Consider the following 22427-nt stretch of genomic DNA (forward strand, 5'->3'; position numbering starts at 1 on the left):
CTTGAGTGATTGCGTAGTGGGTGCGTGTGCGGCGTCTGCGGTCCACCGCGACCGGCGGCTCAGGAGGAGCGCGAGGTCAGCCAGACCATGGAGCGATGAGCACCGCCAGGCCACCGGTCCAGATGAACAGACCTTCGGAGACCGGGCCGAGGAAGCCGAGCGAGAAGCCGCCCGGGGTGCCCTGAGAGTCATAGGTCTTCAGGAAGGCGATGATATCGCGCTTGTCCTCCGGCGGGATGTTCGAGTCCGAGAAGACCGGCATATTCTGAGGGCCGGTGACCATCGCACCGTAGATGTGCCGCGCTTCGACCCCATGAAGGGACGGCGCATATTTGCCTTCGGTGAGAGCGCCTCCAGCAGCGGCTGCGTTATGACACATGGCGCAGTTGATCCGGAAGAGCTCACCACCCCGGGCAGGGTCGCCCTGGTCCACGTCTAGATACTCGTCATCGGGCACGGCCGGCCCTGCCCCGAGGGAGGCCACGTAGGCGGCCAGCTGCATGGTCTGCTCGTCGTTGAACTGCCGCGGCTTCTCCTGCGCCTGCGGACCGTGCATCTGCATCGGCATGCGGCCGGTCCCGACCTGGAAGTCGACCGAGGCCGCGCCGACGCCGATCAGGGACGGTCCGGCGTCCGTCCCCTCGGCGTTGATGCCGTGGCAGGTGGCGCAGTTGGCCACGAAGAGGCGCTCGCCCTCATCGACATCCGCGGCGGAGTATCCGTCCGCCTCCTGAGAGGCCTGGGCCTGGTTGATGGTCGTGGCCGCGGCATACAGGCCTCCTGTGATCAGGAGGCCCAGGAGGAGCAGTGCCACGCCTGCGAAGGGGTGGCGGCGCTTCTGTGAGAGTGCCTTCACGTGCCGGTTCCTAACTTCTCGGTGCGGGCCCGCCTGCGGTGCCTGCGGGCGAAAGTGATGGGTGGTGGATGGTCGTCGTCCGTCGGGAATGGACGGTCACGCCCGTCAGACGAACATCGGCAGGATGTAGACGACGCCGAACAGAGCGATCCACACGACGTCGACGAAGTGCCAGTAGTACGAGATCACGACGGCGGCGCTGGCCTCCTTGTGAGTGAACTTCACGCTGAAGTACGCCCGGGCGATCACATACAGGAAGGCGATGAGCCCGCCGATCACGTGGAGGCCGTGGAAGCCGGTGGTGATGTAGAAGGCGGAGCCGAAGGAGTTGGTCTGGACCGCCACGCCGTGGCTGACCAGCTCGGCGAACTCGAAGGTCTGGCCGGCGATGAAGATCGTGCCCATGAGGAACGAGAGGATGTACCACTCGACCATGCCCCAGTTCTTGACGTTCATCAGGGAACCGGTGCGGCGGGGCTGGTGACGCTCGGCGGCGAACACTCCGAACTGCGCCGTCACGGAGCTCGCCACCAGGATCACCGTGATGATCGTGGCCAGGGTGATGTCGAGTCGCGAGCTGTACTCCGCCCACATCTCGGGCTGCGTCGAGCGCAGGGTGAAGAACATCGCGAACAGGCCGGCGAAGAACATGAGCTCGCTGGTCAGCCAGACCATGGTGCCCACGGACACCATGTTCGGGCGGTTCGGCAGCGTGCGCGCCGGAGCATTGGGGGCTTGGGTTGCAGACGTCACGAGGACATTATTGCCTGAATCGACGCCCGTTCGCCATCGACGAAGGGTGCGTGGCGCGTCCCCCAGTTCCTTGTCAGACCGGCGATCCCCGTCATTCCCAGGAAGTACCAAGGTCGGGGCCCGCGAGAATGTGTCAGAAATTTCTACGAAATGTAGAGAAACGGCGTGTCGTGGGCCGGGATATCCTGGTCCGGTGACTGAGACCTCCCCCGCCTCACAGACCACCTGGCCGCATCTGTTGGACGCCCTGCTGGGCGGCGAGGACCTCACCGCGGAGACCTCCGCCTGGGCCATGGAGCGCCTCATGGGAGGCGAGCTGACCGACGCCGAGATCGCCGGCTTCCTGATCGCGCTGCGGGCGAAGGGCGAGACCGCAGAGGAGCTCGTCGGGCTCTCGTCGACCATGATGGCCAAGGCCGTGGAGATCTCCATCCCCGGCCCCACCCTCGACATCGTGGGCACCGGAGGCGACCGTCTGGGCACGGTGAACATCTCCACCATGTCCTCCCTGGTGGCCGTCGGGGCAGGCGCCCGGGTGGTCAAGCACGGCAACCGCGGCGCCTCGACGACGGCCGGAGCGGCCGATGTCATCGAGGCTCTCGGGGTGGACCTCGCCATGAGCCCTGAGCGTGTCGCCCAGGCGGCCACCGAGGTCGGCATCACCTTCCTCTTCGCCCAGAGCTTCCACCCGTCGATGCGCTACGTGGCCCCGGCACGACGCCAGCTCGGTGTGCGCACCATCTTCAACTTCCTCGGCCCGCTGTCGAATCCCGCGCGGGTGGATGCCCAGGCGCTCGGCTGCGCTCACCGCGGCCTCGCACCGAAGATGGCCCAGGTGCTGGCGGCTCGGGGAACGCGGGGACTCGTGTTCCGCGGACAGGACGGCCGGGACAAGATCACCACCTCCGCGCCCACGGACGTCTGGGAGGTGCGCGAGGGCATCGTGGAGCACCACGAGATCCGCCCCTCCGACCTCGGAGTGGCGCAGGTGGAGGTGGACGCGCTGCGCGGCGGCGCCGGCGACGACAACGCGGAAATCGTCCGACGGGTGCTCCGGGGTGACCGGGGCCCCGTGCGGGACGCTGTGCTGATCAACGCCGCCGCCGGACTGACCGCGGCCGATGAGAGCTCCGACGGCTCGCTGTTGGACCGCCTGCACGCGAACAGAGAGCGGGCTGCGGCCGCTCTCGACTCCGGCGCCGCAGCTGCGGTGCTCGAGCGCTGGGTCGAATTCAGCCGCGCCTGAGCCGCCCGCCTGATCCCAACAGCTGGACCCGACAGCTGATCCCGCCGACGGGCCAGGCGGTCAGTCCTCGCCCTCGGGCTCCCCATGGCCGAACGGGTCAGGGTCGACACCGGGCATCCAGGTGTTCCCCTCCTGCGTCCAGCCTTCCTTCTTCATCGCCTTCTTCCAACGACGCGCCCACTTCTGATCGAGACGATTCACGTAGAGATACCCGTCCAGGTGGTCGTACTCATGCTGCATGATGCGGGCGAACCAGCCGGTGGCCTCGAGCCGTCTGAGCTGACCGTACTCGTCGAGCCCGGTGATCTCCACGTGGTCGCTGCGTTTGAGGGGGAAGCCGTATCCGGGCACCGAGAGGCAGCCCTCGGTCTCCTCATCGGGGTCGGGCGCGGTCTTCGAGACCCTGCCGATGAGCCGCAGCGTGGGGTTGACGAACGCTCCCCGTGAGGGGGCGTCGCCGGAGTCGGCGTAGGTATAGGTGAAGATCCGCAGCCCGACGCCGATCTGCGGGGCGGCCAGGCCCACCCCGTGGGCGGCGTCCATGGTCTCGTACATGTCCTGGACCAGTTGACGCACCGTGTCGTCGACGGCCTCGACCTCTGCGGCTCGGCGATGCAGCACCGGCTCGCCATGGATGGTGATGGGGCGGATGGTCATGGAGAGATCCTAACGGTGGAGGCACGCACGCCGACGCCCGCCGGGCCCTGAAGGCGCCGACGGGCGTCGCTGCGGCATGCGGGGCGACATCGCCCTGGAGGGGCGGTCAGCCCCGCCTGATCGGGTCAGTGCGCGTAGCGCTTCCGGTTGTACTCCAGCACCCAGCCGGTGACGAAGAAGATGGCCGGAATGGCGCCGATGAACACGACCCACCAGTCGAAGGCCATGCCGAAGAACACGAAGGCGCAGGAGAAGCCGAGACCCAGCGGCCACCAGCTCCACGGGGCGAACTCGCCGTAGTTGCCAGCCTGCTGGTGGATCTCACCCTCCGGGTTGTCCCCGTCCATCACTTCAGAGTGCTTGTCCGTCTGGCGCAGGTAGAACCAGAGCATGAACCCGAGGCCCGCGGTGAGCAGCAGCAGCGGGAAGCCCGCCAGCTCCTCGAAGCCGGTGAGGAAGCCGTAGATGAAGGCCACGACCAGGACGAAGACGCCCAGGAGGCCGAAGAGTCCGGTGTTCGTCTTCATCAGATACCTGCCTTGTCCTTCTGATCAGCGGGACCGAACACCTTGCCAGCTGGCGTGTGCAGGCTGTGGCGGTCGGAGAGCTCCGGGTGGTGCAGGTCCAGCGCGGGGCGCTCGGACCGGATCCGCGGCAACGAATAGAAGTTGTGCCGCGGAGGCGGGCAGGACGTCGCCCACTCCAGGGATCCGCCGAAGCCCCACGGGTCGTCCACGTGGACCTTGCGGCCCTTGCGGTGCGTGATCCAGACGTTCCAGAAGAACGGAATCAGGGACGCCCCGAGGATCATCGAGAAGACCGTGGAGAACTGGTTCATGGCGGTGAAGCCGTCCTCGACCAGGTAGTCGGCGTACCGACGAGGCATGCCCATCACGCCGAGCCAGTGCTGGATCATGAACGTCCCGTGGAAGCCGATGAACAGCATCCAGAAGTTGATCTTGCCCAGACGCTCGTTGAGCATCTTTCCGGTCCACTTGGGCCACCAGAAGTAGAATCCGGCGAACATCGCGAACACCACCGTGCCGAAGACCACGTAGTGGAAGTGCGCCACCACGAAGTAGGTGTCGGAGAGGTGGAAGTCCAGAGGCGGTGAGGCCAGGATGATGCCGGTCAGACCGCCGAAGAGGAAGGTCACCAGGAACCCGAGGCTCCAGAGCATCGGGGTCTCGAACGTGATGGACCCTCGCCACATGGTCCCGATCCAGTTGAAGAACTTCACTCCGGTGGGCACGGCGATGAGCATGGTCATCAGCGCGAAGAACGGCAGCATGACCGCACCGGTCACATACATGTGGTGCGCCCAGACGGTCACCGACAGCGCCGCGATGGCGATCGTGGCGTAGACCAGACCCTTGTATCCGAAGATCGGCTTGCGGCTGAAGACCGGCAGGATCTCCGAGATGATCCCGAAGAACGGCAGCGCGATGATGTAGACCTCAGGGTGCCCGAAGAACCAGAACAGGTGCTGCCACAGGATGGCGCCGCCCGACTCCGGATCGAAGATGTGCCCGCCGAAGCGACGGTCCAGCCCCAGGCCGAAGAGTGCAGCGGCCAGCGGGGGGAACGCCATGAGGATCAGGATCGCGGTGATCAGGGTGTTCCAGGTGAAGATCGGCATGCGCCACATGGTCATGCCGGGAGCACGCATGCAGATGATCGTGGTGATGAAGTTGACACCACCCATGATGGTCCCGAAGCCGGACAGCGCCAGGCCGAAGACCCAGAGATCCCCACCCACACCGGGCGAGTAGGTGGTGTCCGACAGCGGCGCGTAGGCGAACCAGCCGAAGGACGCAGCCCCCTGCGGGGTCAGGAAGCCGGAGACGGCGATCAACGACCCGAAGAGGAAGAACCAGAACGCCAGGGCGTTGAGCCGGGGGAACGCGACGTCGGGTGCGCCGATCTGCAGCGGCATGATGACGTTGGCGAAACCGGCGAACAGCGGCGTGGCGAACATCAGCAGCATCACCGTGCCATGCATGGTGAACAGCTGGTTGTACTGCTCCTTGGTCTGCAGCAGCTGCATGCCGGGCTCGAAGAGCTCCGCGCGGATGATCAGCGCCATCACGCCGCCGATGCAGAAAAACAGGAAGGAGGCGATCAGATACATGTACCCGATCGTCTTGTGGTCGGTCGTCGTCAGCCAGTTGACGACGATGCGCCCCTTCGACCGGGGTACGACGCGCGACTCGACCGCGCGTTCGTCAGCGGTGTATTCATAGGTCGCCACGATCAGTCCCCTTCGGTCGCGGTCACGTCGTCGTGAAGGTTGATGTTGCGGTCGTACTCGTCGCCCAGGTGGCCCTCGGGCAGAGTCTGCAGGTAGTCGCGGAACTCCTGCTCGGAGACGACCTCCACGTTGAACAGCATCTCGGAGTGGTACTCGCCGCAGAGCTCGGCGCACTTGCCGTCGAAGCTGCCCTCCTCCTGAGGAGTCAGGTGGATCTCGGTGGTGCGTCCGGGGATCATGTCGCGCTTCTGCAGGAAGGCGGGGATCCAGAACGAGTGAATGACATCGCGGGAGTTCAGCTCGAACGTCACGGACTGGTCGACCGGGAGGTACAGGGTCGGCAGCGTGTCACGCACGCCGTCCTCACCGGTGAGGTGGGCCTGGGTGCCGGCGAAGTAGCGCTCGTCGCCGTCATAGCTGTAGTTGAAGTCCCAGGCCCACTGCTTGCCCCGGACGTCGACGACGAGGTCCGGGTCCTCGTTCGGCTCGTCCACGGAGCGCTGCACCTGGTCGGTGTAGAAGAACAGGACGCCCACCATGACCAGCGGCACGATGGTGTACATGATCTCGAGCGGGATGTTGTACGCCAGCTGGCGCGGGTAGCCCGTCTCACCCTTGCGACGCCGGTAGGCCACCATGCACCACAGCATGAGGCCCCACGTCAGCAGACCGACAGCCAGAGCTGCGATCCAGGAGTTGACCCACAGGTCGGTCAATTCAGCAGTGTTGCTGGTGGTCTCACGGCTGCCGGGGAGCCAGCCACGCTGGACCTGCTCCGAACAGCCGGTCAGCACCAGTGCCGCCGCGGTGGCCAGCACCATCCCTTTGACGGCGCGCTGGCCTCGGCTGCCGGTTCGTTTCTGCGAACTCACAGACGGCCCTTCCTCTTCCTCGGTGTGCGAATGCGATCGGCACGTTATGGGGCCGCCCTGGGGACTGCTGGTCGCACGGGGACGAGCTGCGCTGGACGGCCTTGGACGCTTCGACGACAAGATTACTACCAACTGTAGTAGTTCGCCCCCCGCCCGCCGCGGCTATGACACGGCGGGAACCGCTGTGACCGCCGTCAGCATCCTCCGGAGGCCTCCGTGGTGACCAGGGCAGATGCACGAGAACTCCGCTTCTACGCCGCGTAGAAACGCGGGAGAGGCGGAGTTCTCGTGAGCTCGGAGACGACGATCGGCACAGCCATCTGTGACGTCCCGCCGTGTCGTGAATATGACGCCGATGTCGGCATCGCCCGCCCGCCTGCTGATCGGTCAGTCGATCCGACGTGGCTCAGGCGCGTCGCGCAGTGGAAGGAGTCGCCGCAGGCGCAGGAGCCCGTTCGGCCGACGTCCGCACCGCGCTGGCGCGCGGCCCGGGTCCCTGCGGCCTCTCTTACACGGAGTCTCCTGCGCAGTCTCAGTGGAAGGAGTCGCCGCAGGCGCAGGAGCCTCCGGCGTTCGGGTTGTCGATCGTGAAGCCCTGCTTGGAGATGGAGTCCTCGAAGTCGATCGTGGCGCCCTCCAGGTACGGCACGCTCATCTTGTCGACCACGACCTGTACGCCGCCGAACTCACGCAGCGCGTCACCGTCGAGGAGGCGCTCGTCGAAGTACAGCTGGTAGATCAGGCCCGAGCAGCCGCCGGGCTGCACGGCCACACGCAGGCGCAGGTCCTGACGGCCCTCCTGCTCGAGCAGCGAAGCGACCTTCTGGGCGGCCGTCTCGGTCAGCTCGACCTGGTGAGGCTTGTGCCCCTCCACGGTTCCTGCGATCTCCTGGGCCTCCGGAGCGGCCTCCGCGGTGGTGTCCTGGGTGGGAGTGGTCATCCGTGCACCTCTTCCGATCTCGACGGGTGTCGGTCTGGGTCGGTCTCTGGGTCTCACCGTATCAACGCCGGAGGAGTCCGCGATCATTCCCGGTAGACTGGCACGGTGCTAGGACGAAAGAAGAAGCAGCAGGAAGAGGCCGAGGCCGCCCACCGCGACGCCGAACAGGCCGAGCAGGAGGCGCACAAGCGCCTCCCCCAGCCCAAGGGGCAGCCCACGCCCCGGCGGAAGGACCAGGTGGCCGCAAGGAAGCGCCCACTGGTGCCGGACGACCGACGCGCCGCCAAGCAGGCCCAGCGCGAGCACATGCGCCAGCTGCGGGAGAAGCAGCGCGTGGCCATGGAGACTGGCGACGAGCGCTACTTGCCTGTGCGGGACCGGGGCCCCCAGCGCCGATTCGTGCGGGACTGGATCGACGCCCGCACCGGGGTCGGCGAGTGGATGCTGATCGTGGTGCTGCTGTTCCTCTTCGTCTCCCTCGCCGTGCCTGAGCAGATGCGCATCATCATGAGCCAGTTCCTGTGGCTGCTGGTGCTCGTGGTGCTCATCGAATGCTGGTGGGTGGCCCGCAGCGTGCGCCGGAAGATCGAAGAGCGCTTCGGGGAGAAGGAGAAGGGGATCCGCTTCTACGCCATCATGCGCGCACTGCAGATCCGCCGTCTGCGCCTCCCCAAGCCGCTGGTCAGCCGCGGCGAGTTTCCCGCCTGAGGCGTTCCGGCGCCATCGCGGCCAGTCCACGGTTGATGCGCCGGACCCACAGCGGTCCCTGATAGATGAAGGCGCTGTAGCCCTGCACCAGGTCCGCGCCGTGCCGGAGCCGCTGGGCGACGTCCTCGGCGCTGACCACTCCCCCGACGGAGATCACCGTGGTCTCCTCCGGCAGACGCTCACGCAGCCGACGCAGCACCTCGACGGAGCGTGCGGCGAGCACCGGCCCGCTCAGTCCGCCCGCCCCGGCCTTCTCGACCGCCTGGCGCGACGAGCGGAGCCCTTCCCGGGAGATCGTCGTGTTGGTGGCGATGACGCCGTCGAGCCCCAGATCCGCCACGAGGTCGGCGACGGCGTCGACGTCCTCGTCAGCCAGGTCCGGCGCGATCTTCACCAGCAGCGGCACGTGACGCCGGGCTACGGAGTCAGCTTCCCGTCCGACGGCCTCAAGGAGCGGGCGCAGCGCTTCGATGTCCTGCAGCTGGCGCAGACCCGGGGTGTTCGGCGAGGACACATTGACCACCAGATAGTCGGCCACCGGCGCCAGCCGGCGAGCAGACAGCAGGTAGTCCTCCACTGCATCCTCGAGTGGGACGACTTTCGTCTTGCCGATGTTCACCCCCACCACGGGAGCGTGCCTCCCAGCGGACTTCAGGTTCTCGATCCGATGACGCACATCGTCGAGTCTCCCCCGGACCACCTCGGCGCCGTCGTTGTTGAAGCCCATGCGATTGATCAGGGCACGGTCCTGCAGGAGCCGGAACAGCCGGGGCCGAGCGTTCCCTGACTGCGCCTGGGCCGTCACGGTGCCGATCTCCACATGTCCGAAGCCCAGGGCCGCCAGCGGCAGCACCGCCACGGCTCCCTTGTCGAAGCCTGCGGCCAGGCCGAAGGGCGACGGCCAGCGGCGTCCCAGGACGTGGCGCTCCAGCTCGGGCGCTGGCCGAGTGGCCTTCTCCAGCAGGCGGGTGGCCCCCAGCGACTCCGCGAGGCGCAGCCCACGGACCACCAGGTGATGCGCATCTTCGGGGTCCATGCGGGAGAACACCCGGCGGAACAGGAACGAGTACAGCGGATCCGGGGCCTCGGCCGCGGTGGCCGCGCGTCGCGCGGCCCGAGTGGGTTCCGAGGGCGTGGCGGCGGAGGGGGCGGATGCTGCGGGATTCTCAGCGGCGATGTTCTCTCCAGGCATGTTCCTATCCTATGTCGGCCACCGCGCAGGACGGACCCCCTCAAGCTCGGCGGCGCATGTCAGCGGCGGCTCCCTAAGATGGTGGAATGGCGCACACGCACGACACAGCACCACACGACACAGCACCACACGACACAGCACCACACGACTCAGCACCGCACGACTCTTCGCCCGACCCCTCCCTCGGGTCCGAGGGCCTGATGGAGGACGCTCCGGACGGAGACTGGGTTCCCGACATCCTGCCGGGATGTGTCAGGCGCACCCTGCCGCTGGGCGAGGACGAGGAGGGACCGCTCAGCGCCACGCTGGTCCGTTACGACGGAGCCCCCAAACACGACACCGCCCATGACACCGCCCACGACGGCGGTCCGCTCGCGCCGGTGCTGCACCTGCACGGCTGGTCCGACTACTTCTACAACACTCCGCTGGCCCGCTGCTTCGCCGCCGCGGGTCGGCCCTTCTACGCGCTGGACCTCCGCCGCTACGGACGCAGCCTGCGCCGCTGGCAGACTCCGGGGTACATCGATGACCTCGTCGAATACGACGCCGACCTCGAATCCGCCCTGGAGGTCATCCGGTCCGAGCATCCTCAGGCCCCGGCACCCCTGATCCACGGCCACTCGACCGGCGGACTCGTCGCCGCACTGTGGGCGCACCGGCACCCCGGCCGCGCCTCGGGCCTGATCCTCAACAGTCCGTGGCTGGAGCTGCCCGGCGATGCGGCCGCACGGGCCGCCGTCGAAGGTCTGCTCGCGCCGCTGAGCCATCTGAATCCCCGGCGCCCGCTGCGGCTGCCGCGGGTGGACAACTACTGGCAGTCCCTCTCGGACCAGGCCCACGGAGAGTGGAGCCTGCACCCGCTCTGGCGGCCCCGTCAGTCCTTTCCCATGCCGGCCGGATGGCTGCGTGCAGTCCTGGCGGGGCACCGTCAGGTCCACGACGGGCTCGACGTCCAGGAGCCGGTGCTGGTGCTGCTGTCGACTCAGACGGTGTACAGCCGCCAATGGAAGGATCAGCTGCGCGAGTCCGATATCGTCCTGGATGTGGAGCTGCTGGCGCGCCGTTCCGTCCGGCTGGGCGGCCGCGTCACCGTGGTGCGACTCGCCCGGGCGATGCACGACGTCTTCGCCTCTCCCGAACCGGTCCGGCTGCAGGCCTTCGACGAGGTGCGCCGGTGGCTGCGGGCCTACGCCCCGGAAGCCGAGTCGGCCGACCCCGCCGATCCTGCCGAGGGGGCCACCCGGTCCACGGCCGCACCGTAGCGGCGATCCCGTTGAGCATAGAGCTCGATGGCATGCCACAGCGTGGTGCGGTCCACATCGGGCCACAGCACATCGAGAAAGACCATCTCGGCATAGGCGGACTGCCACAGCAGGAAGTTCGAGATGCGCTGCTCCCCCGAGCTCCGCAGGAAGAGGTCCACGTCCGGCAGATCGGGCTCGTCCAGGTGCGCCGCGATGGTGGATTCGCGGATGCGGGCCGGATTCAGCTCCCCTGCGGCGACCTTCTCGGCGATGCGCCGTACACCGTCGGTGATCTCGGCCCGGCCTCCGTAGTTCACGCACATCGTCAGAGTGCACCGGTCGTTGCCCCGGGTCTGCTCCTCGGCGGCCTCCAGCTCCTTGATCACCGAGCGCCACAGCCGCGGGCGCCTCCCGTTCCACCGGATGCGCACGCCCCAATCGTGCAGGACGTCCCGCTGGCGACGCAGCGCGTCCCGCGAGTAGTTCATGAGGAAGCGCACCTCCTCTGGCGAGCGGCGCCAGTTCTCCGTGGAGAAGCCATAGACGGAGACATGCTCGACGCCGATCTCCACCGCTCCCGCCATGACCTCCATCAGCGAGGCCTCGCCGGCCCGGTGGCCGTCAGTGCGCGGCAGTCCGCGCTGGTTCGCCCACCGTCCGTTGCCGTCCATGACGACGGCCACGTGACGGGGGATCAGTTCTGTCGGCAGCGTCGGAGGTCGTGCGCCGTCGCGATGGGGCCAGGGGTCCGAGTACGGGCGCCGGGCGGCGCTGCGCTGTGAAGCCATGGACTCCATTATCACCCGAGCGAGCTGAGTCTCCGCTCCAGATGATGCTGGACGTAGCTGGTCACCACGGAGGAGGCCTCATGACGTGCCTCCGGAGCGGCCGCCGATGCGCTCTGCCACGATCCGTGCTGCAGCGCGTGGAGCAGATCCGTGGTCGCCGGAGCCAGAGTCCGCGTCCCGGGCGGACGACAGTCCGGGCAGACCGGCCCCCCGAGGCCCGCATGGAACCCCGGCTGGGGGCCGGGCCGGCCGCAGGCCACACAGGCGGTCCAGGTCACAGCCCATCCGGCGGTGCTCAGAGCCCTCAGAAGATAGGAGTTCAGCACCAGGTCCGGAGCGTGCACCCCACGGGCCAGGGCAGAGAGCGCCCCGTGCAGCAGCCGGAACTGCGGCCGACTGTCCTCGGGATCAGACTCGGTCAGCCGTTCGGCCGCCTCCGCCATGACGTGCGCGCTGGTGTACTTCTCATAGTCGGCGACGATCATCGCCCCATACGCGCCCTTCGACACGGCCTGCGTGACGATGTCCAGGCTGCGCCCATGGACGAGCTGCACGTCGGCCACCATGAACGGCTCCAGGGTGGCGCCGAACTTCGACGACGTCCGGCGCACACCCTTGGCCACGCCGCGCACCAGACCGTGCTCGGCGGTGAGCATCGTGATGATGCGGTCCGCCTCCCCCAGGTTGCGGGTGCGCAGGATCAGGGCGTTGTCGCGATAGCTGCGCGAGGCGAAGGTCGATCCGGCCACGGATCGAGTCTACGACTCCGTGTCGCGGATCGCTCGGTTCACCGCCGAGACCACCGCCTGCAGGGAGGCCGCCGTGGTGTTGTGGTCGATGCCCACGCCCCACAGGACGCGTTCCCCGATGGCGCATTCCACGAAGGCCGCCGCCTGGGCGTCGCCTCCCTGACTCATCGCGTGCTCGGTGTAGTCGAGCACCCGGACGTCGACGCCGTCGCGGCCCAGGATCTCCACCAGCGCCGCGACAGGGCCGTTGGCTTCGGCGTGATGCTCGACCACCGACCCGTTGGTCTGCAGCTGCAGGTCCATGGAGAAGGCGCCCTCCGCCGTCGAGGAGGTGCGGACCTCCCCGATGCGGTAGTGGCCCCAACGGCGGGCCGCGCTGTCCACCGGCAGATACTCGTCCCGGAAGACCTGCCAGATCTCCTCCCCGGAGACCTCGCCGCCGTCGGCATCTGCACGGTGCTGGATGACCTGGGAGAACTCAACCTGGGCACGGCGCGGCAGATCGATCCCGTGCTCCGACTTCAGCAGGTAGGCCACCCCACCCTTGCCGGACTGCGAGTTCACCCGGATGACCGCCTCATAGCTGCGGCCGATGTCCTTCGGGTCGATGGGCAGGTACGGCACAGCCCAGGTGACGTCGGCGACGTCCTGTCCCTGCTCCTCGGCCCTCCGCTCGATGTGTTCGAAGCCCTTCTTGATGGCGTCCTGGTGAGAGCCGGAGAAGGCGGTGAACACCAGATCGCCGCCGTACGGGGAGCGTTCCGGCACCGGCATCTGGTTGCAGTGCTCGACGGTGCGGCGGATGTGGTCCATGTCCCGGAAGTCGATCTGAGGGTCCACACCCTGGCTGAAGAGATTCATGCCCAGCGTGATCAGGTCCACGTTGCCGGTGCGCTCACCGTTGCCGAACAGGCATCCCTCGATGCGGTCCGCCCCGGCCATGTAGCCCAGCTCGGCGGCGGCCACGCCGGTGCCCCGGTCGTTGTGCGGGTGCAGGGAGAGGATGATCGAGTCGCGGTTGCGCAGATTGCGGTGCATCCACTCGATGGAGTCCGCGTACACGTTGGGCGTGGCCATCTCCACCGTGGCCGGCAGGTTCACGATGACCTTCTTCTCCGGGGAGGCGCCGAAGACGTCGACGACCTCGTCCGAGATGTGCGCGGCGAACTCCAGCTCGGTGCCCGTGAAGGACTCCGGCGAGTACTGGTAGACGACCTCAGTGCCCGAACGCATCTGCTCTTCGTACTTGAGGCAGAGGCGGGCACCCTGGGTGGCGATGTCCACGATGCCGTCCTTGTCCTGGCGGAAGACGACCTCGCGCTGCAGCACCGAGGTGGAGTTGTAGAGGTGGACGATGGCTCGTGGGGCGCCGTCGATCGCCTCGAAGGTCCGCTCGATGAGGTGCTCCCGGGCCTGGGTGAGGACCTGGATGTAGACGTCATCGGGGATGCGGTCCTGCTCGACGAGCTGCCGCACGAAGTCGAAGTCCGTCTGCGAGGCCGCCGGGAATCCGACCTCGATCTCCTTGTAACCCATCGCGACCAGCAGGTCGAACATCCGGTGCTTCCGCTCCGGAGACATGGGATCGATCAGCGCCTGGTTGCCGTCACGGAGATCGACGGCGCACCACCGCGGAGCGGAGGTGATGACCTTGTCCGGCCAGGTCCGATCCGGCAGGGAGACGGTGATCTGGTCCTGGAAGGGCACGTACCGGTGATACGGCATCGGCGAGGTCTGCTGCAGAGTGCGCATGGTTCATCCTTGGGTCGAGAGAGTGCGGTCGAGAAGCCGAGGCGCCGGTCAGCAGGACCGGGGTATGAGACTCCGCAACGGGGTTCGGCTCGTCAGGATGCTGCGCCGTGGATGATGTGCTGCACGCGCGACAGCTGGTCCCCGCTGCGGCGGAGAAGCTGTAGTAGTCGCGGTGCGGTCGTGAAGGTCAGCACGTCTCTCACGCTAGCACGTCATCTGCGCGCTGCCCATGACCTGACGCCGGACGTTCCAGAGTATGGACCGGCCGGACGCCTGGTGCCCCGGGCCTTCAGAATCCCAGACGGCCCAGCTTCTTGGCGTCCCGCTGCCAGTCCTTGCTGACCTTGACGTGGAGATCCAGATAGACGGGCGTCCCGAGCAGCTTCTTGATGCCCTCGCGGGCCTGTGTGCCGATCTGTTTCAGCCGCGCGCCCCGGCGGCCGATGATGATCGCCTTCTGCGAGTCACGCTCCACGTGGATGCTGACCCGGACGTCGAGCAGCGGGCGGTCCTCCGGGCGGCCCTCGCGGGGGACCATCTCCTCCACGACGACGGCGATCGAATGCGGCAGCTCGTCGCGGACGTCCTCGAGAGCGGCCTCCCGGACGAGCTCCGCGACCATGACCGCCTCGGGCTCATCCGTGAGGTCCCCCTGCGGGTACAGGGGCGGGGAGAGCGGCATCATGGCCGCCAGCTCATCGGCGACGACGTCGACCTGGTCCCCCGCGACCGCCGAGACGGGGATGATGGCGGAGAAGCCGTCGGCCTGGCGGCCCTCGCCGGCGAGGTGCTCACGGCCCAGCTGGTCCACGGCCATCAGCTGCTCGGCCAGGGCATCCCGCGGCACGGTGTCGGTCTTGGTCACCAGGGCGACCACCGGCTTATGCGGGACCTTGGTCAGCTGCCCGGCGATGAACCGGTCCCCCGGGCCGATCTTCTGGTCCGCCGGCAGGCAGAAGCCGACCACGTCGACCTCGGAGAGCGTGTCGATGACCAGATCGTTGAGCCGCTGGCCCAGCAGCGTCCGGGGCCGGTGCAGACCCGGGGTGTCCACCAGGACCAGCTGGGCATCCTCCCGATGGACGATCCCGCGGATGGTGTGGCGCGTGGTCTGGGGCTTCGAGGAGGTGATCGCCACCTTCGAGCCGACCAACGCGTTGGTCAGCGTCGACTTCCCGGCGTTGGGGCGCCCCACGAAGCTGGCGAATCCCGCGCGGTGGTTCTCATCATGCTCTGCGAAGGTGATCTCTGCGTCGGTGCTCACCGCTGCTCCTGCCGGTCGGTCCTGTGGTCCTGGTCGTGTGGGTCGTGCCGGTCCTGCGCGTCCTGCTCTCCGGCGTCGTGCTGGTCGGCGTCGTGCTGAGCGGCGTCGTGCTGAGCGGCGTCGTGCTGAGCGGCCGATCCTGTGGCGGTGGTCGGTCCGGGGGTGGGTGCCTCCGCGCCGGCCTCCCGACGATCCTGGGCCTCATGGGCGAAGACCTCGGGGGCGTCCTCGGTGCCGAGCCCGGCCCGGGCCCCGCGGCGACCTTCGACCTCCCAGGCGAGCACATGGCTCACCCGGTTGCGTCGACCCTCGAGACGGTCGGCCCGCAGCACGACCCCGTCGATCTCGACCTCGGAGCCCGCGATCGGCACTCGTCCGAGAGTCTTGGCGAGCAGCCCGCCGAGCGTGTCGACCTCGTCCTCGTCGTCGAGGTCGAGGTCGAAGAGGTCGGCGAAGTCGTCCACCGCCATGCGGGCCGCGAGGCGACGGCGTCCGTCCTCGAGCTCCTCCACCTCGGCGGACTCGACGTCGTATTCGTCGACGATCTCCCCCACGATCTCCTCGATCAGGTCCTCCAAGGTCACGAGACCGGCGGTGCCGCCGTACTCATCGACCACGACGGCCACATGCGTGGACTCCCGCTGCAGCTCGGAGAGGAACTCGGAGACCATCTTGGACTCGGGCACGTACCGCACGTCACGCTGGACCTCGTCCACCGTGATCGTGTCCGCGGTCCGGCCGCGGAACTCATCGGAGACCTCGCCGGCGCGCAGCTGGTGCTCCAGGAATGCCACGTCCTTGAGGTACACCATCCCCGTGATGTCGTCGGCGGATCCGCGCACCACCGGCACACGCGAGTATCCGGACCTCAGGAACAACGTCATCACCTCCGGCAGCGTGGCTCCGGTGTCCACGGTGACCATGTCCGTGCGCGGCACCATGACCGCCCGGACCCGAGTCGCGGAGAGGTCGAAGACGGACTGGATGAGCTCTGCCTCGGCGTCCTCGAGGATGTCCGTCTCGGAGGCACGGGCCACGAACTCTCGGAACTCCTCGTCATCGAAGAACCCCTGGTATGCGTCATCCGTGCCGGGTGCGATGCGGGCGCCGACGCGGGCCAGCACGACCGGGACGGGGCCGAGCGCCAGCCGCAGCCCCCGTACCAGTCGGGCGGTGGCGGCAGAGACCACCAGGTGATGTGCCCGCCCGAGTCGGCGTGGAGAGAGCGTGGCCAGCACGACGCCGCCGGCCAGCAGCACCAGCGCGGCGACGAGGGCTGCCAGGCGACGTCATCGAGGAGGAACAGCACCGCCACCGTGACCAGCACGACCGCCGCGCTGGCGAAGATCCACCGCCACAGCTGCAGCGCCACGGTGTGCGGCACCGGCTCCAGCAGGATCTTCTGGACGGCTCGCGAGCCCTGCCTCTCTGCGATGTCCTCCGCCTCGCGCCGGGAGAGACGCATGAAGGCGGCCTCGGCGGTGGAGAGCACCGCGGCGACGGCGGCGCACAGCAGACCCGCCAGGGCGAGCAGAACGCTGCTCATGGTCCGTCGACGGTCGGGGTCGGGGCCCGTCGCCCGAGGAACTCTTCCAGGAGCCGTGCCTGGAGCGCGAACATCACCTGACGTTCGTCCTGCTCGACATGGTCGTGTCCGAGCAGGTGCAGGACCCCGTGGACCGTGAGCAGGGCGAGCTCGTCACCGGTCCCGTGTCCGGCCGCCTCCGCCTGCCGCCGCGCCACCTCAGGGCAGATCACGATGTCACCGAGCATGCCCTCGGCCACGGGCTCCTCGGCGGTGCCCGGGCGCAGCTCGTCCATGGGCAGGCTCATCACGTCGGTGGGACCGGGCAGGTCCATCCAGTCGAGGTGCAGCTGCGCCATCCGGGCCTCGTCGACGAGGGTCACGGTCAGCTCGACCTCCCGAGAGAGATGCAGCCGGGCATAGAGCATCCCGGTGAGGCGCCCGAGCATCTCCTGCACGTCCTCCGCCAGCGCGGAGGAGCCGGACTCATCGCTGATCGCCACACCCGCCGGCCGCGTGCAGGCAGATTCCGAGGACGGCATCAGCGCTCGTCCTCGGCCATGGCGGCCCTCTCGCTGCGGGGCCGCCGTCGGTCCTGCGGGCTCCGACGAGCGCCCTGGGGCCCACCGCCTGTCCCCGTGGAACGTCGGCTGTCCTGCCGCTGCTGGAAGGACTCATAGGCGTCGACGATCCGGCCCACGAGCTGATGCCGGACGACGTCCTGGGAGCCCAGGCGGGAGATCGTGATGCCCTCGACGCCGTCGAGGATGTCCAGCACGGTCCGCAGGCCCGAGTCGGTGCCATGCGGCAGGTCCACCTGGGTGATGTCTCCGGTGACCACGATCTTGGAGTTGAAGCCCAACCGGGTCAGGAACATCTTCATCTGTTCGGCGGTGGTGTTCTGGGCCTCGTCGAGGATGATGAAGGAGTCGTTGAGCGTCCGGCCACGCATGTAGGCCAGCGGAGCCACCTCGATGATCCCGGACTCCATGAGCCGCGGGATCGACTCCGGGTCGATCATGTCGTGCAGCGCGTCGTAGAGAGGGCGCAGATAGGGGTCGATCTTCTCGTTGAGGCTGCCCGGCAGGAACCCGAGCCTCTCCCCCGCCTCGACGGCGGGCCGCGTGAGGATGATGCGGTTGATCTCCTTGGCCTGCAGGGCCTGTACGGCCTTGGCCATGGCCAAGTAGGTCTTGCCGGTGCCGGCGGGTCCGATCCCGAAGACCACGGTGGCCTCGTCGATCTGATCCACATAGGTCTGCTGGTTCGCCGTCTTGGGCCGGATGGTCTTGCCCCGGTGGGACAGGATATTGGTGGTGATCATCCGGGCGGAGGCTCCGGCCTGGTTCGCCCGCACCATGGTCGCGACCTGCTCGACGATCTCCTCGCCCACCGTGGTGCCGGAGGCCGCCAGGCTCTTGAGCTGCGAGAGGATCTCCACGATCTGCCGGACGTCCTGCTCGGGGCCCGCGACCGTGATCAGCTGGTCCCGCAGGCCGATGGACGCCGCCGGGCAGATGCCCTGGAGGATGCGGATCGCCAGATCCTGCGGGCCGAGGGCACGGAACATCGTGTCGGAGTCGGCGAAGTGCACCGTGCGTTCGATGCTGCCCACCGGAGAGGCCGCGGCGCCGGCGGCCACACCGGAGGTGGAGTCGGCGGGGGTGAAGGGAGTATCAGTCATCGGTGCTCAGTCTACTGGTGATGTCGTCGGGAGCTTCCTCGCGCTCCCACCTGCCCAGCAGCACCTGGACGCCGGCCAGGGCGGCCGGCCCTGCGGTCGACGAACGCAGCACAGTGCGCCCCAGGCGCGCCACCCGAGCACCTGCGGCGACCAGCCGCTCGATCTCGCCCCGCGAGATCCCTCCCTCCGGGCCCACCAGCAGATGCAGCTCCTCGACGCTGGACGCATCGACGTCCTGCAGCGCGCCGGCCAGAGTGTGCTCGTCTGACTCATGGAGCACCACGACGGCCCGCCGCGGATCCGCGGCAGCTGCCGCCGCATACTGCGCGGTGGTGTGCAGCTGCTCCACCTCGGGGACGGCGGTGCGGCGCGTCTGCTTGGCCGCGGCCCGGACCGTCGAGACCCACTCCGCGTGCTTCTTCGCCTCCCGACCCGCCTTCCAGCGGGCCACGGAGCGCTCGGCCTGCCACGGCACGATCCGGTCCACGCCGAGCTCCGTGGCGGACTCGATCGCCTGCAGATCCCGACGGTCCTTCGCCAGCGCCTGGACCAGCACAAGACGGGGACGCTCGTCGGGCTCCTCCTCGACGGCGGAGACCTCCACCGTCAGCACACCGGCCCCCGTCTCGACCACCGATCCGGTGACCCGCAGCCGGCGCGTGTCGGAGAGGTGGACCTCCTCCCCGACCTCGAGGCGCATCACCGTGGCCGCGTGGTGGCCCTCCGCGCCGTCGAGCCGGACGTGGTCGCCGCAGGAGACGCCGTCGAGCCGTCCCGGCGCCAGGTGGAACAGCGGAGCTGTCACAGGCTGTCCCAGGCCTCGCGGAGTTTGGCGAACATCCCCCGGTGCTCCGTGGTGGACTCCCCCAGCTCCTCGTCACGCTCGGCGGCCAGCTCACGGAGCAGCTCGCGCTGGCGATCGGTCAGCTTGGTGGGGGTCTCGACCTTCAGATGCACCTTCAGCGCACCGCGGCCGCCGCCGCGCAGGTGCGCGACACCGCGGTCCCGCAGCGTCAGCACCTCGCCCGACTGCGTGCCCGGCTTGACCTCGATCTCCTCGGTCCCGTCGAAGGTCTCCAGACTGACCGTGGTGCCGAGGGCGGCGGCCGTCATGGGGATGGACACGGTGGCGTGCAGGTCGTTCCCGCGTCGGGTGAAGACGTCGTGGGGCCGGACGTCCACCTCGATGAACAGGTCGCCGTGCGGCCCGCCGGCCAGTCCGGCCTCCCCTTCCCCGGCGAGGTGGATGCGGTTGCCCTTGTCCACGCCAGCGGGGATCTTGACCTTCAGCGTGCGGCGTTCGCGCACCCTGCCCTGTCCGTCGCACTCCTGACACGGGTCCTCGATGATGCTGCCGAAGCCGGAGCACCGGGCGCAGGCTTCGGTCTGCAGGACGGTGCCCAGGATGGAGCGCATGGGCCGCTGGACCTGGCCCTGACCGTGGCAGTCGGGGCAGGTCGTCGGGCTGGTCCCCTCCCGCGTGCACGAGCCATGGCAGACAGAGCACGTGACCGCCGTCTCGATCTCCACCTCCTTGGTGGTGCCGAACACGGCGTCCTTGAGATCGACGCGCACGCGGATGAGGGAGTCTTGGCCGCGCCGGGTGCGGGAGGCCGGACCCGAGGCTCCGGCGCCGAAGAACGTCTCGAAGATGTCGCTGAAGCCGCCGAAGCCCTGGCTCCCTCCCCCGAATCCGCCGCCGAAGGGCGACCGGCCGTTCTCGTCACCGGTGGCGTCATAGTTGCGGCGCTTCTCCGGGTCGGAGAGCACCTCATAGGCGCGTCCGATGAGCTTGAACTGATCGGCGGCGTCCTCCGAGGGGTTCACATCCGGATGCAGCCTGCGCGCCTTCTTCCGGTACGCCTTCTTGATCTCGTCGGTCGACGCCTCTCGGCTCACGCCGAGCGCCTCGTAGTAGTCAGTCACTTCTCACCCTTCAGAGAGAATCCGGGACAGGTACCGTGCCATGGCTCGCACCGCCGACATGGTGGAGCCGTAGTCCATGCGTGTGGGCCCGACGACGCCGAGCTTCGCGGCGTCGCCGCCGTCGCCGACCGCGTACTCCGCAGCGACCACCGAGGTCTCGGACAGCGAGTCATGGCTCGTCTCATGACCGATCCGCACGGAGAGGCCACGGCGGTCCTGCTCCATCTCGGTGAGCAGGCGCAGCAGGACCACCTGCTCCTCGAGGGCCTCCAGGACGGGACCGAGCGAGGGGCCCAGGTCGCGGTCAGACCTGGCGAGGTTAGCAGTGCCGGCCATGATGATGCGATCCACCCGTCCGGACTCCAGCACCGCCTCCACCGTGTGGGCGACGATCGCGAGGCTGGAGCGCAGCGACGGCTCGACCGAGCCGAGCAGGCGGTCCACCGGCAGCGGCAGCGCCGAGGCGGACCGGTTGTGGAGCTCCCCGGCGAGCCGCTGACCGAGCACCTGCAGCGAATCGTCGTCCACAGGCTCCGGCAGTGTGGCCATCCGCTGCTCCACCTTCCCGGAGGAGAGGATCACGACCACCAGCACCTTGAGCGGCCCCATGGACAGGACCTCGATGTGCCGGATGCGCGCCGTGGACTGCTGGGGGTGCTGCAGGACGGCGACCTGGTTGGTGAGCATGGCCAGGAGACGCACGGTCTGCTCCAGCATGGCGTCATGGTCGTCTGCGGCCTCCACCAGGATGTCCATCGCGCGACGCTCGGCCCGCGACAGCGGACGGACCTCGGTGATGCGGTCCACGAAGAGCCGATACCCCTGGTCGGTGGGGATCCGGCCCGCGGAGGTATGTGGGGCCGCGATGAGGCCCTCGGCCTCCAGGAAGGCCATGTCATTGCGGATGGTGGCCGGAGAGACCTCGAGGTTGTGGCGATCCACCAGCGCCTTGGACCCGACAGGCTCCTGGGTCTGGACGTAGTCCTCCACGATCGCGCGCAGCACCTGCAGGCGACGGGTGTCAGACATCGCTGGTCTCCTCTCCCGGCGGCGATTGGCACTCTCCTGCGACAAGTGCCAATTCTAGCGCGTGTCGTCGGGATCCGCCGAAGTCGGCGCCGCCGCTGCTAGGCTCCCGGGCTGTGACATCTCCTCACTTCCCCACCGACTGGTCCGCCTGGGGCCCCGCGGACATGGCCGAACGGCGTCGCGCCCAGTACCGTGAGGTTCCGCCGCTCCCCGCCGACCACGGCACCGTGGTGGAGGAGACCGAGTCGGGGTGGGTCGGTGCCGTGGTGGGTGTGGAGGCGGCCGGCGGCATCCGCGTGGTCCGCCTGGAGGACCGCCACGGCCGCAGCCGGGCCTTCCCACTGGGGCACGGGTTCCTGCACGACGGCGCCCCGGTGGAGCTGGTCCCGCCGAAGCCTCGCACCGCCCCGCAGGGCCCCCGCCGCACCGCATCGGGCTCGCTGGCTGTGGAGGGCGCCCGGGCACGAGTCGCCCGGGCCTCCCGGATCTGGGTGGAGGGCACCCATGACGCCGAACTGGTCGAGAAGGTCTGGGGCGAGGACCTGCGGCTCGAGGGAGTCGTCGTCGAACCTCTGCACGGCGCAGACGACCTCGTCGGGGCCCTGCGGGAGTTCGGACCGAGCCGGGACCGTCGAGTGGGTGTGCTGCTGGACCACCTCGTCCCGGGCTCCAAGGAGAGCCGCATTGCGGCCGAGGCCATGTCCATGCCGGGGGCGGCCGGCAACGTGACAGTACTGGGCCACCCCTATGTGGACGTCTGGCAGGCGGTGAAGCCCCAGCTCGTGGGACTTCAGGCCTGGCCCGACATCCCTCGGCACATCGACATCAAAGTGGGCACCCTCCAGGCACTCGGCTGGCCGCATTCCGGGCAGCGGGACATCGCCGCCGGCTGGAAGCGGATCCTGGGGACGGTCTCCAGCTACACCGACCTGGAACCGGCCCTGCTGGGACGGGTCGAGGAGCTCATCGACTTCGTCACCGGCTGACGCCT

At 68.4% G+C, this 22427-nt stretch carries 21 protein-coding genes and 1 pseudogene; 4 read left to right on the top strand and 18 right to left on the bottom strand.

Annotated elements, in window-relative coordinates; translation table 11 throughout:
* Nucleotides 1-59: 59 nt before the first annotated feature.
* A pseudogene (gene qcrC, locus BCY76_RS00795) lies at nt 60-856 on the bottom strand (cytochrome bc1 complex diheme cytochrome c subunit).
* Nucleotides 857-961: 105 nt separating this feature from the next.
* Nucleotides 962-1609, bottom strand: coding sequence for an aa3-type cytochrome oxidase subunit III (ctaE, locus tag BCY76_RS00800; RefSeq protein WP_170922541.1), 648 nt, complete (start codon nt 1607-1609; stop codon nt 962-964).
* Between the two features lie 193 nt (nt 1610-1802).
* Between ctaE and trpD the strand changes: the two genes are divergently transcribed.
* Nucleotides 1803-2855: an anthranilate phosphoribosyltransferase gene (gene trpD / locus BCY76_RS00805; protein ID WP_070158571.1), complete on the top strand. Its 1053-nt coding sequence runs from the start codon at nt 1803-1805 to the stop codon at nt 2853-2855.
* Nucleotides 2856-2915: 60 nt separating this feature from the next.
* On the opposite strand, the gene def is transcribed toward trpD, so the two are convergent.
* From def to BCY76_RS00830, 5 genes are all read right to left on the bottom strand, one after another.
* Nucleotides 2916-3512, bottom strand: coding sequence for a peptide deformylase (def, locus tag BCY76_RS00810; RefSeq protein ID WP_070158572.1), 597 nt, complete (start codon nt 3510-3512; stop codon nt 2916-2918).
* A gap of 125 nt (nt 3513-3637) precedes the next feature.
* A complete protein-coding gene (locus tag BCY76_RS00815; protein ID WP_070158573.1) occupies nt 3638-4039 on the bottom strand; it encodes a cytochrome c oxidase subunit 4 in 402 nt (133 codons plus the stop codon).
* Nucleotides 4039-5763: an aa3-type cytochrome oxidase subunit I gene (gene ctaD / locus BCY76_RS00820; protein ID WP_070158574.1), complete on the bottom strand. Its 1725-nt coding sequence runs from the start codon at nt 5761-5763 to the stop codon at nt 4039-4041. Before ctaD ends, BCY76_RS00815 begins: the two co-directional genes overlap by 1 nt.
* Nucleotides 5764-5765: 2 nt before the next feature.
* On the bottom strand, nt 5766-6635 hold the full coding sequence (gene ctaC, locus BCY76_RS00825; protein ID WP_070158575.1) for an aa3-type cytochrome oxidase subunit II: 870 nt from the start codon (nt 6633-6635) through the stop codon (nt 5766-5768).
* A 532-nt stretch (nt 6636-7167) separates the two neighbouring features.
* The gene (locus BCY76_RS00830) at nt 7168-7575 is read right to left on the bottom strand and encodes a HesB/IscA family protein (RefSeq protein WP_070158576.1); all 408 of its coding nucleotides are present in this window, start codon (nt 7573-7575) and stop codon (nt 7168-7170) included.
* Nucleotides 7576-7680: 105 nt separating this feature from the next.
* Between BCY76_RS00830 and BCY76_RS00835 the strand changes: the two genes are divergently transcribed.
* Entirely contained in the window at nt 7681-8283 is a 603-nt protein-coding gene (locus tag BCY76_RS00835) for a DUF3043 domain-containing protein (RefSeq protein WP_070158577.1), read from the top strand.
* Here the strand turns inward: BCY76_RS00835 and BCY76_RS00840 are convergent.
* Nucleotides 8258-9475, bottom strand: coding sequence for a quinone-dependent dihydroorotate dehydrogenase (locus tag BCY76_RS00840; RefSeq protein ID WP_083277233.1), 1218 nt, complete (start codon nt 9473-9475; stop codon nt 8258-8260). The two genes, BCY76_RS00835 and BCY76_RS00840, sit on opposite strands and share 26 nt — an antisense overlap.
* A gap of 200 nt (nt 9476-9675) precedes the next feature.
* On the opposite strand from BCY76_RS00840, the gene BCY76_RS00845 reads away from it, so the two are divergent.
* A complete protein-coding gene (locus tag BCY76_RS00845; protein ID WP_070158578.1) occupies nt 9676-10737 on the top strand; it encodes an alpha/beta hydrolase in 1062 nt (353 codons plus the stop codon).
* Here the strand turns inward: BCY76_RS00845 and BCY76_RS00850 are convergent.
* From BCY76_RS00850 to hrcA, 10 genes are all read right to left on the bottom strand, one after another.
* Complete coding sequence (locus BCY76_RS00850) at nt 10662-11516, bottom strand: isoprenyl transferase (protein WP_070158579.1); 855 nt, start codon at nt 11514-11516, stop codon at nt 10662-10664. The two genes, BCY76_RS00845 and BCY76_RS00850, sit on opposite strands and share 76 nt — an antisense overlap.
* A gap of 2 nt (nt 11517-11518) precedes the next feature.
* Nucleotides 11519-12256 carry a DNA repair protein RecO gene (gene recO, locus BCY76_RS00855; protein ID WP_070158580.1) on the bottom strand — a complete coding sequence of 246 codons (738 nt, stop codon included), beginning with the start codon at nt 12254-12256 and terminating at the stop codon, nt 11519-11521.
* 9 nt (nt 12257-12265) lie between these two features.
* Nucleotides 12266-14008 carry a 2-isopropylmalate synthase gene (leuA, locus tag BCY76_RS00860; RefSeq protein ID WP_070158581.1) on the bottom strand — a complete coding sequence of 581 codons (1743 nt, stop codon included), beginning with the start codon at nt 14006-14008 and terminating at the stop codon, nt 12266-12268.
* Nucleotides 14009-14297: 289 nt separating this feature from the next.
* Nucleotides 14298-15272: a GTPase Era gene (era, locus tag BCY76_RS00865; RefSeq protein ID WP_070158582.1), complete on the bottom strand. Its 975-nt coding sequence runs from the start codon at nt 15270-15272 to the stop codon at nt 14298-14300.
* The gene (locus BCY76_RS00870; protein ID WP_237089885.1) at nt 15269-16531 is read right to left on the bottom strand and encodes a hemolysin family protein; all 1263 of its coding nucleotides are present in this window, start codon (nt 16529-16531) and stop codon (nt 15269-15271) included. The genes era and BCY76_RS00870 overlap by 4 nt, the downstream gene beginning before the upstream one ends.
* Before the next feature lie 283 nt (nt 16532-16814).
* A complete protein-coding gene (gene ybeY, locus BCY76_RS00875; RefSeq protein WP_085437052.1) occupies nt 16815-17339 on the bottom strand; it encodes an rRNA maturation RNase YbeY in 525 nt (174 codons plus the stop codon).
* Complete coding sequence (locus BCY76_RS00880) at nt 17339-18481, bottom strand: PhoH family protein (protein ID WP_083277234.1); 1143 nt, start codon at nt 18479-18481, stop codon at nt 17339-17341. The genes ybeY and BCY76_RS00880 overlap by 1 nt, the downstream gene beginning before the upstream one ends.
* Complete coding sequence (locus BCY76_RS00885; RefSeq protein ID WP_070158584.1) at nt 18474-19286, bottom strand: 16S rRNA (uracil(1498)-N(3))-methyltransferase; 813 nt, start codon at nt 19284-19286, stop codon at nt 18474-18476. The genes BCY76_RS00880 and BCY76_RS00885 overlap by 8 nt, the downstream gene beginning before the upstream one ends.
* Entirely contained in the window at nt 19283-20407 is a 1125-nt protein-coding gene (gene dnaJ, locus BCY76_RS00890; RefSeq protein WP_070158585.1) for a molecular chaperone DnaJ, read from the bottom strand. Before dnaJ ends, BCY76_RS00885 begins: the two co-directional genes overlap by 4 nt.
* A 3-nt stretch (nt 20408-20410) precedes the next feature.
* On the bottom strand, nt 20411-21436 hold the full coding sequence (hrcA, locus tag BCY76_RS00895) for a heat-inducible transcriptional repressor HrcA (RefSeq protein WP_070158586.1): 1026 nt from the start codon (nt 21434-21436) through the stop codon (nt 20411-20413).
* Nucleotides 21437-21600: 164 nt separating this feature from the next.
* Here hrcA and BCY76_RS00900 point away from each other — a divergent pair, with 164 nt between their 5' ends.
* Entirely contained in the window at nt 21601-22422 is an 822-nt protein-coding gene (locus tag BCY76_RS00900) for a DUF3097 family protein (protein ID WP_070158587.1), read from the top strand.
* Nucleotides 22423-22427: the final 5 nt, after the last annotated feature.

The organism is Nesterenkonia sp. PF2B19, assembly GCF_001758425.2.
Classification (GTDB): domain Bacteria; phylum Actinomycetota; class Actinomycetes; order Actinomycetales; family Micrococcaceae; genus Nesterenkonia; species Nesterenkonia aethiopica.

Excerpts from the sequence above, each read along its gene's own strand:
- def (WP_070158572.1), bottom strand. The coding sequence starts at position 3,512 with ATGACCATCCGCCCCATCACCATCCATGGCGAGCCGGTGCTGCATCGC.
- BCY76_RS00815 (WP_070158573.1), bottom strand. The coding sequence starts at position 4,039 with ATGAAGACGAACACCGGACTCTTCGGCCTCCTGGGCGTCTTCGTCCTG.
- BCY76_RS00830 (WP_070158576.1), bottom strand. The coding sequence starts at position 7,575 with ATGACCACTCCCACCCAGGACACCACCGCGGAGGCCGCTCCGGAGGCC.
- BCY76_RS00845 (WP_070158578.1), top strand. The coding sequence starts at position 9,676 with ATGGAGGACGCTCCGGACGGAGACTGGGTTCCCGACATCCTGCCGGGA.
- ybeY (WP_085437052.1), bottom strand. The coding sequence starts at position 17,339 with ATGCCGTCCTCGGAATCTGCCTGCACGCGGCCGGCGGGTGTGGCGATC.
- hrcA (WP_070158586.1), bottom strand. The coding sequence starts at position 21,436 with ATGTCTGACACCCGTCGCCTGCAGGTGCTGCGCGCGATCGTGGAGGAC.
- BCY76_RS00850 (WP_070158579.1), bottom strand. The coding sequence starts at position 11,516 with ATGGAGTCCATGGCTTCACAGCGCAGCGCCGCCCGGCGCCCGTACTCG.
- BCY76_RS00880 (WP_083277234.1), bottom strand. The coding sequence starts at position 18,481 with ATGACTGATACTCCCTTCACCCCCGCCGACTCCACCTCCGGTGTGGCC.
- leuA (WP_070158581.1), bottom strand. The coding sequence starts at position 14,008 with ATGCGCACTCTGCAGCAGACCTCGCCGATGCCGTATCACCGGTACGTG.
- BCY76_RS00900 (WP_070158587.1), top strand. The coding sequence starts at position 21,601 with ATGGCCGAACGGCGTCGCGCCCAGTACCGTGAGGTTCCGCCGCTCCCC.
- BCY76_RS00840 (WP_083277233.1), bottom strand. The coding sequence starts at position 9,475 with ATGCCTGGAGAGAACATCGCCGCTGAGAATCCCGCAGCATCCGCCCCC.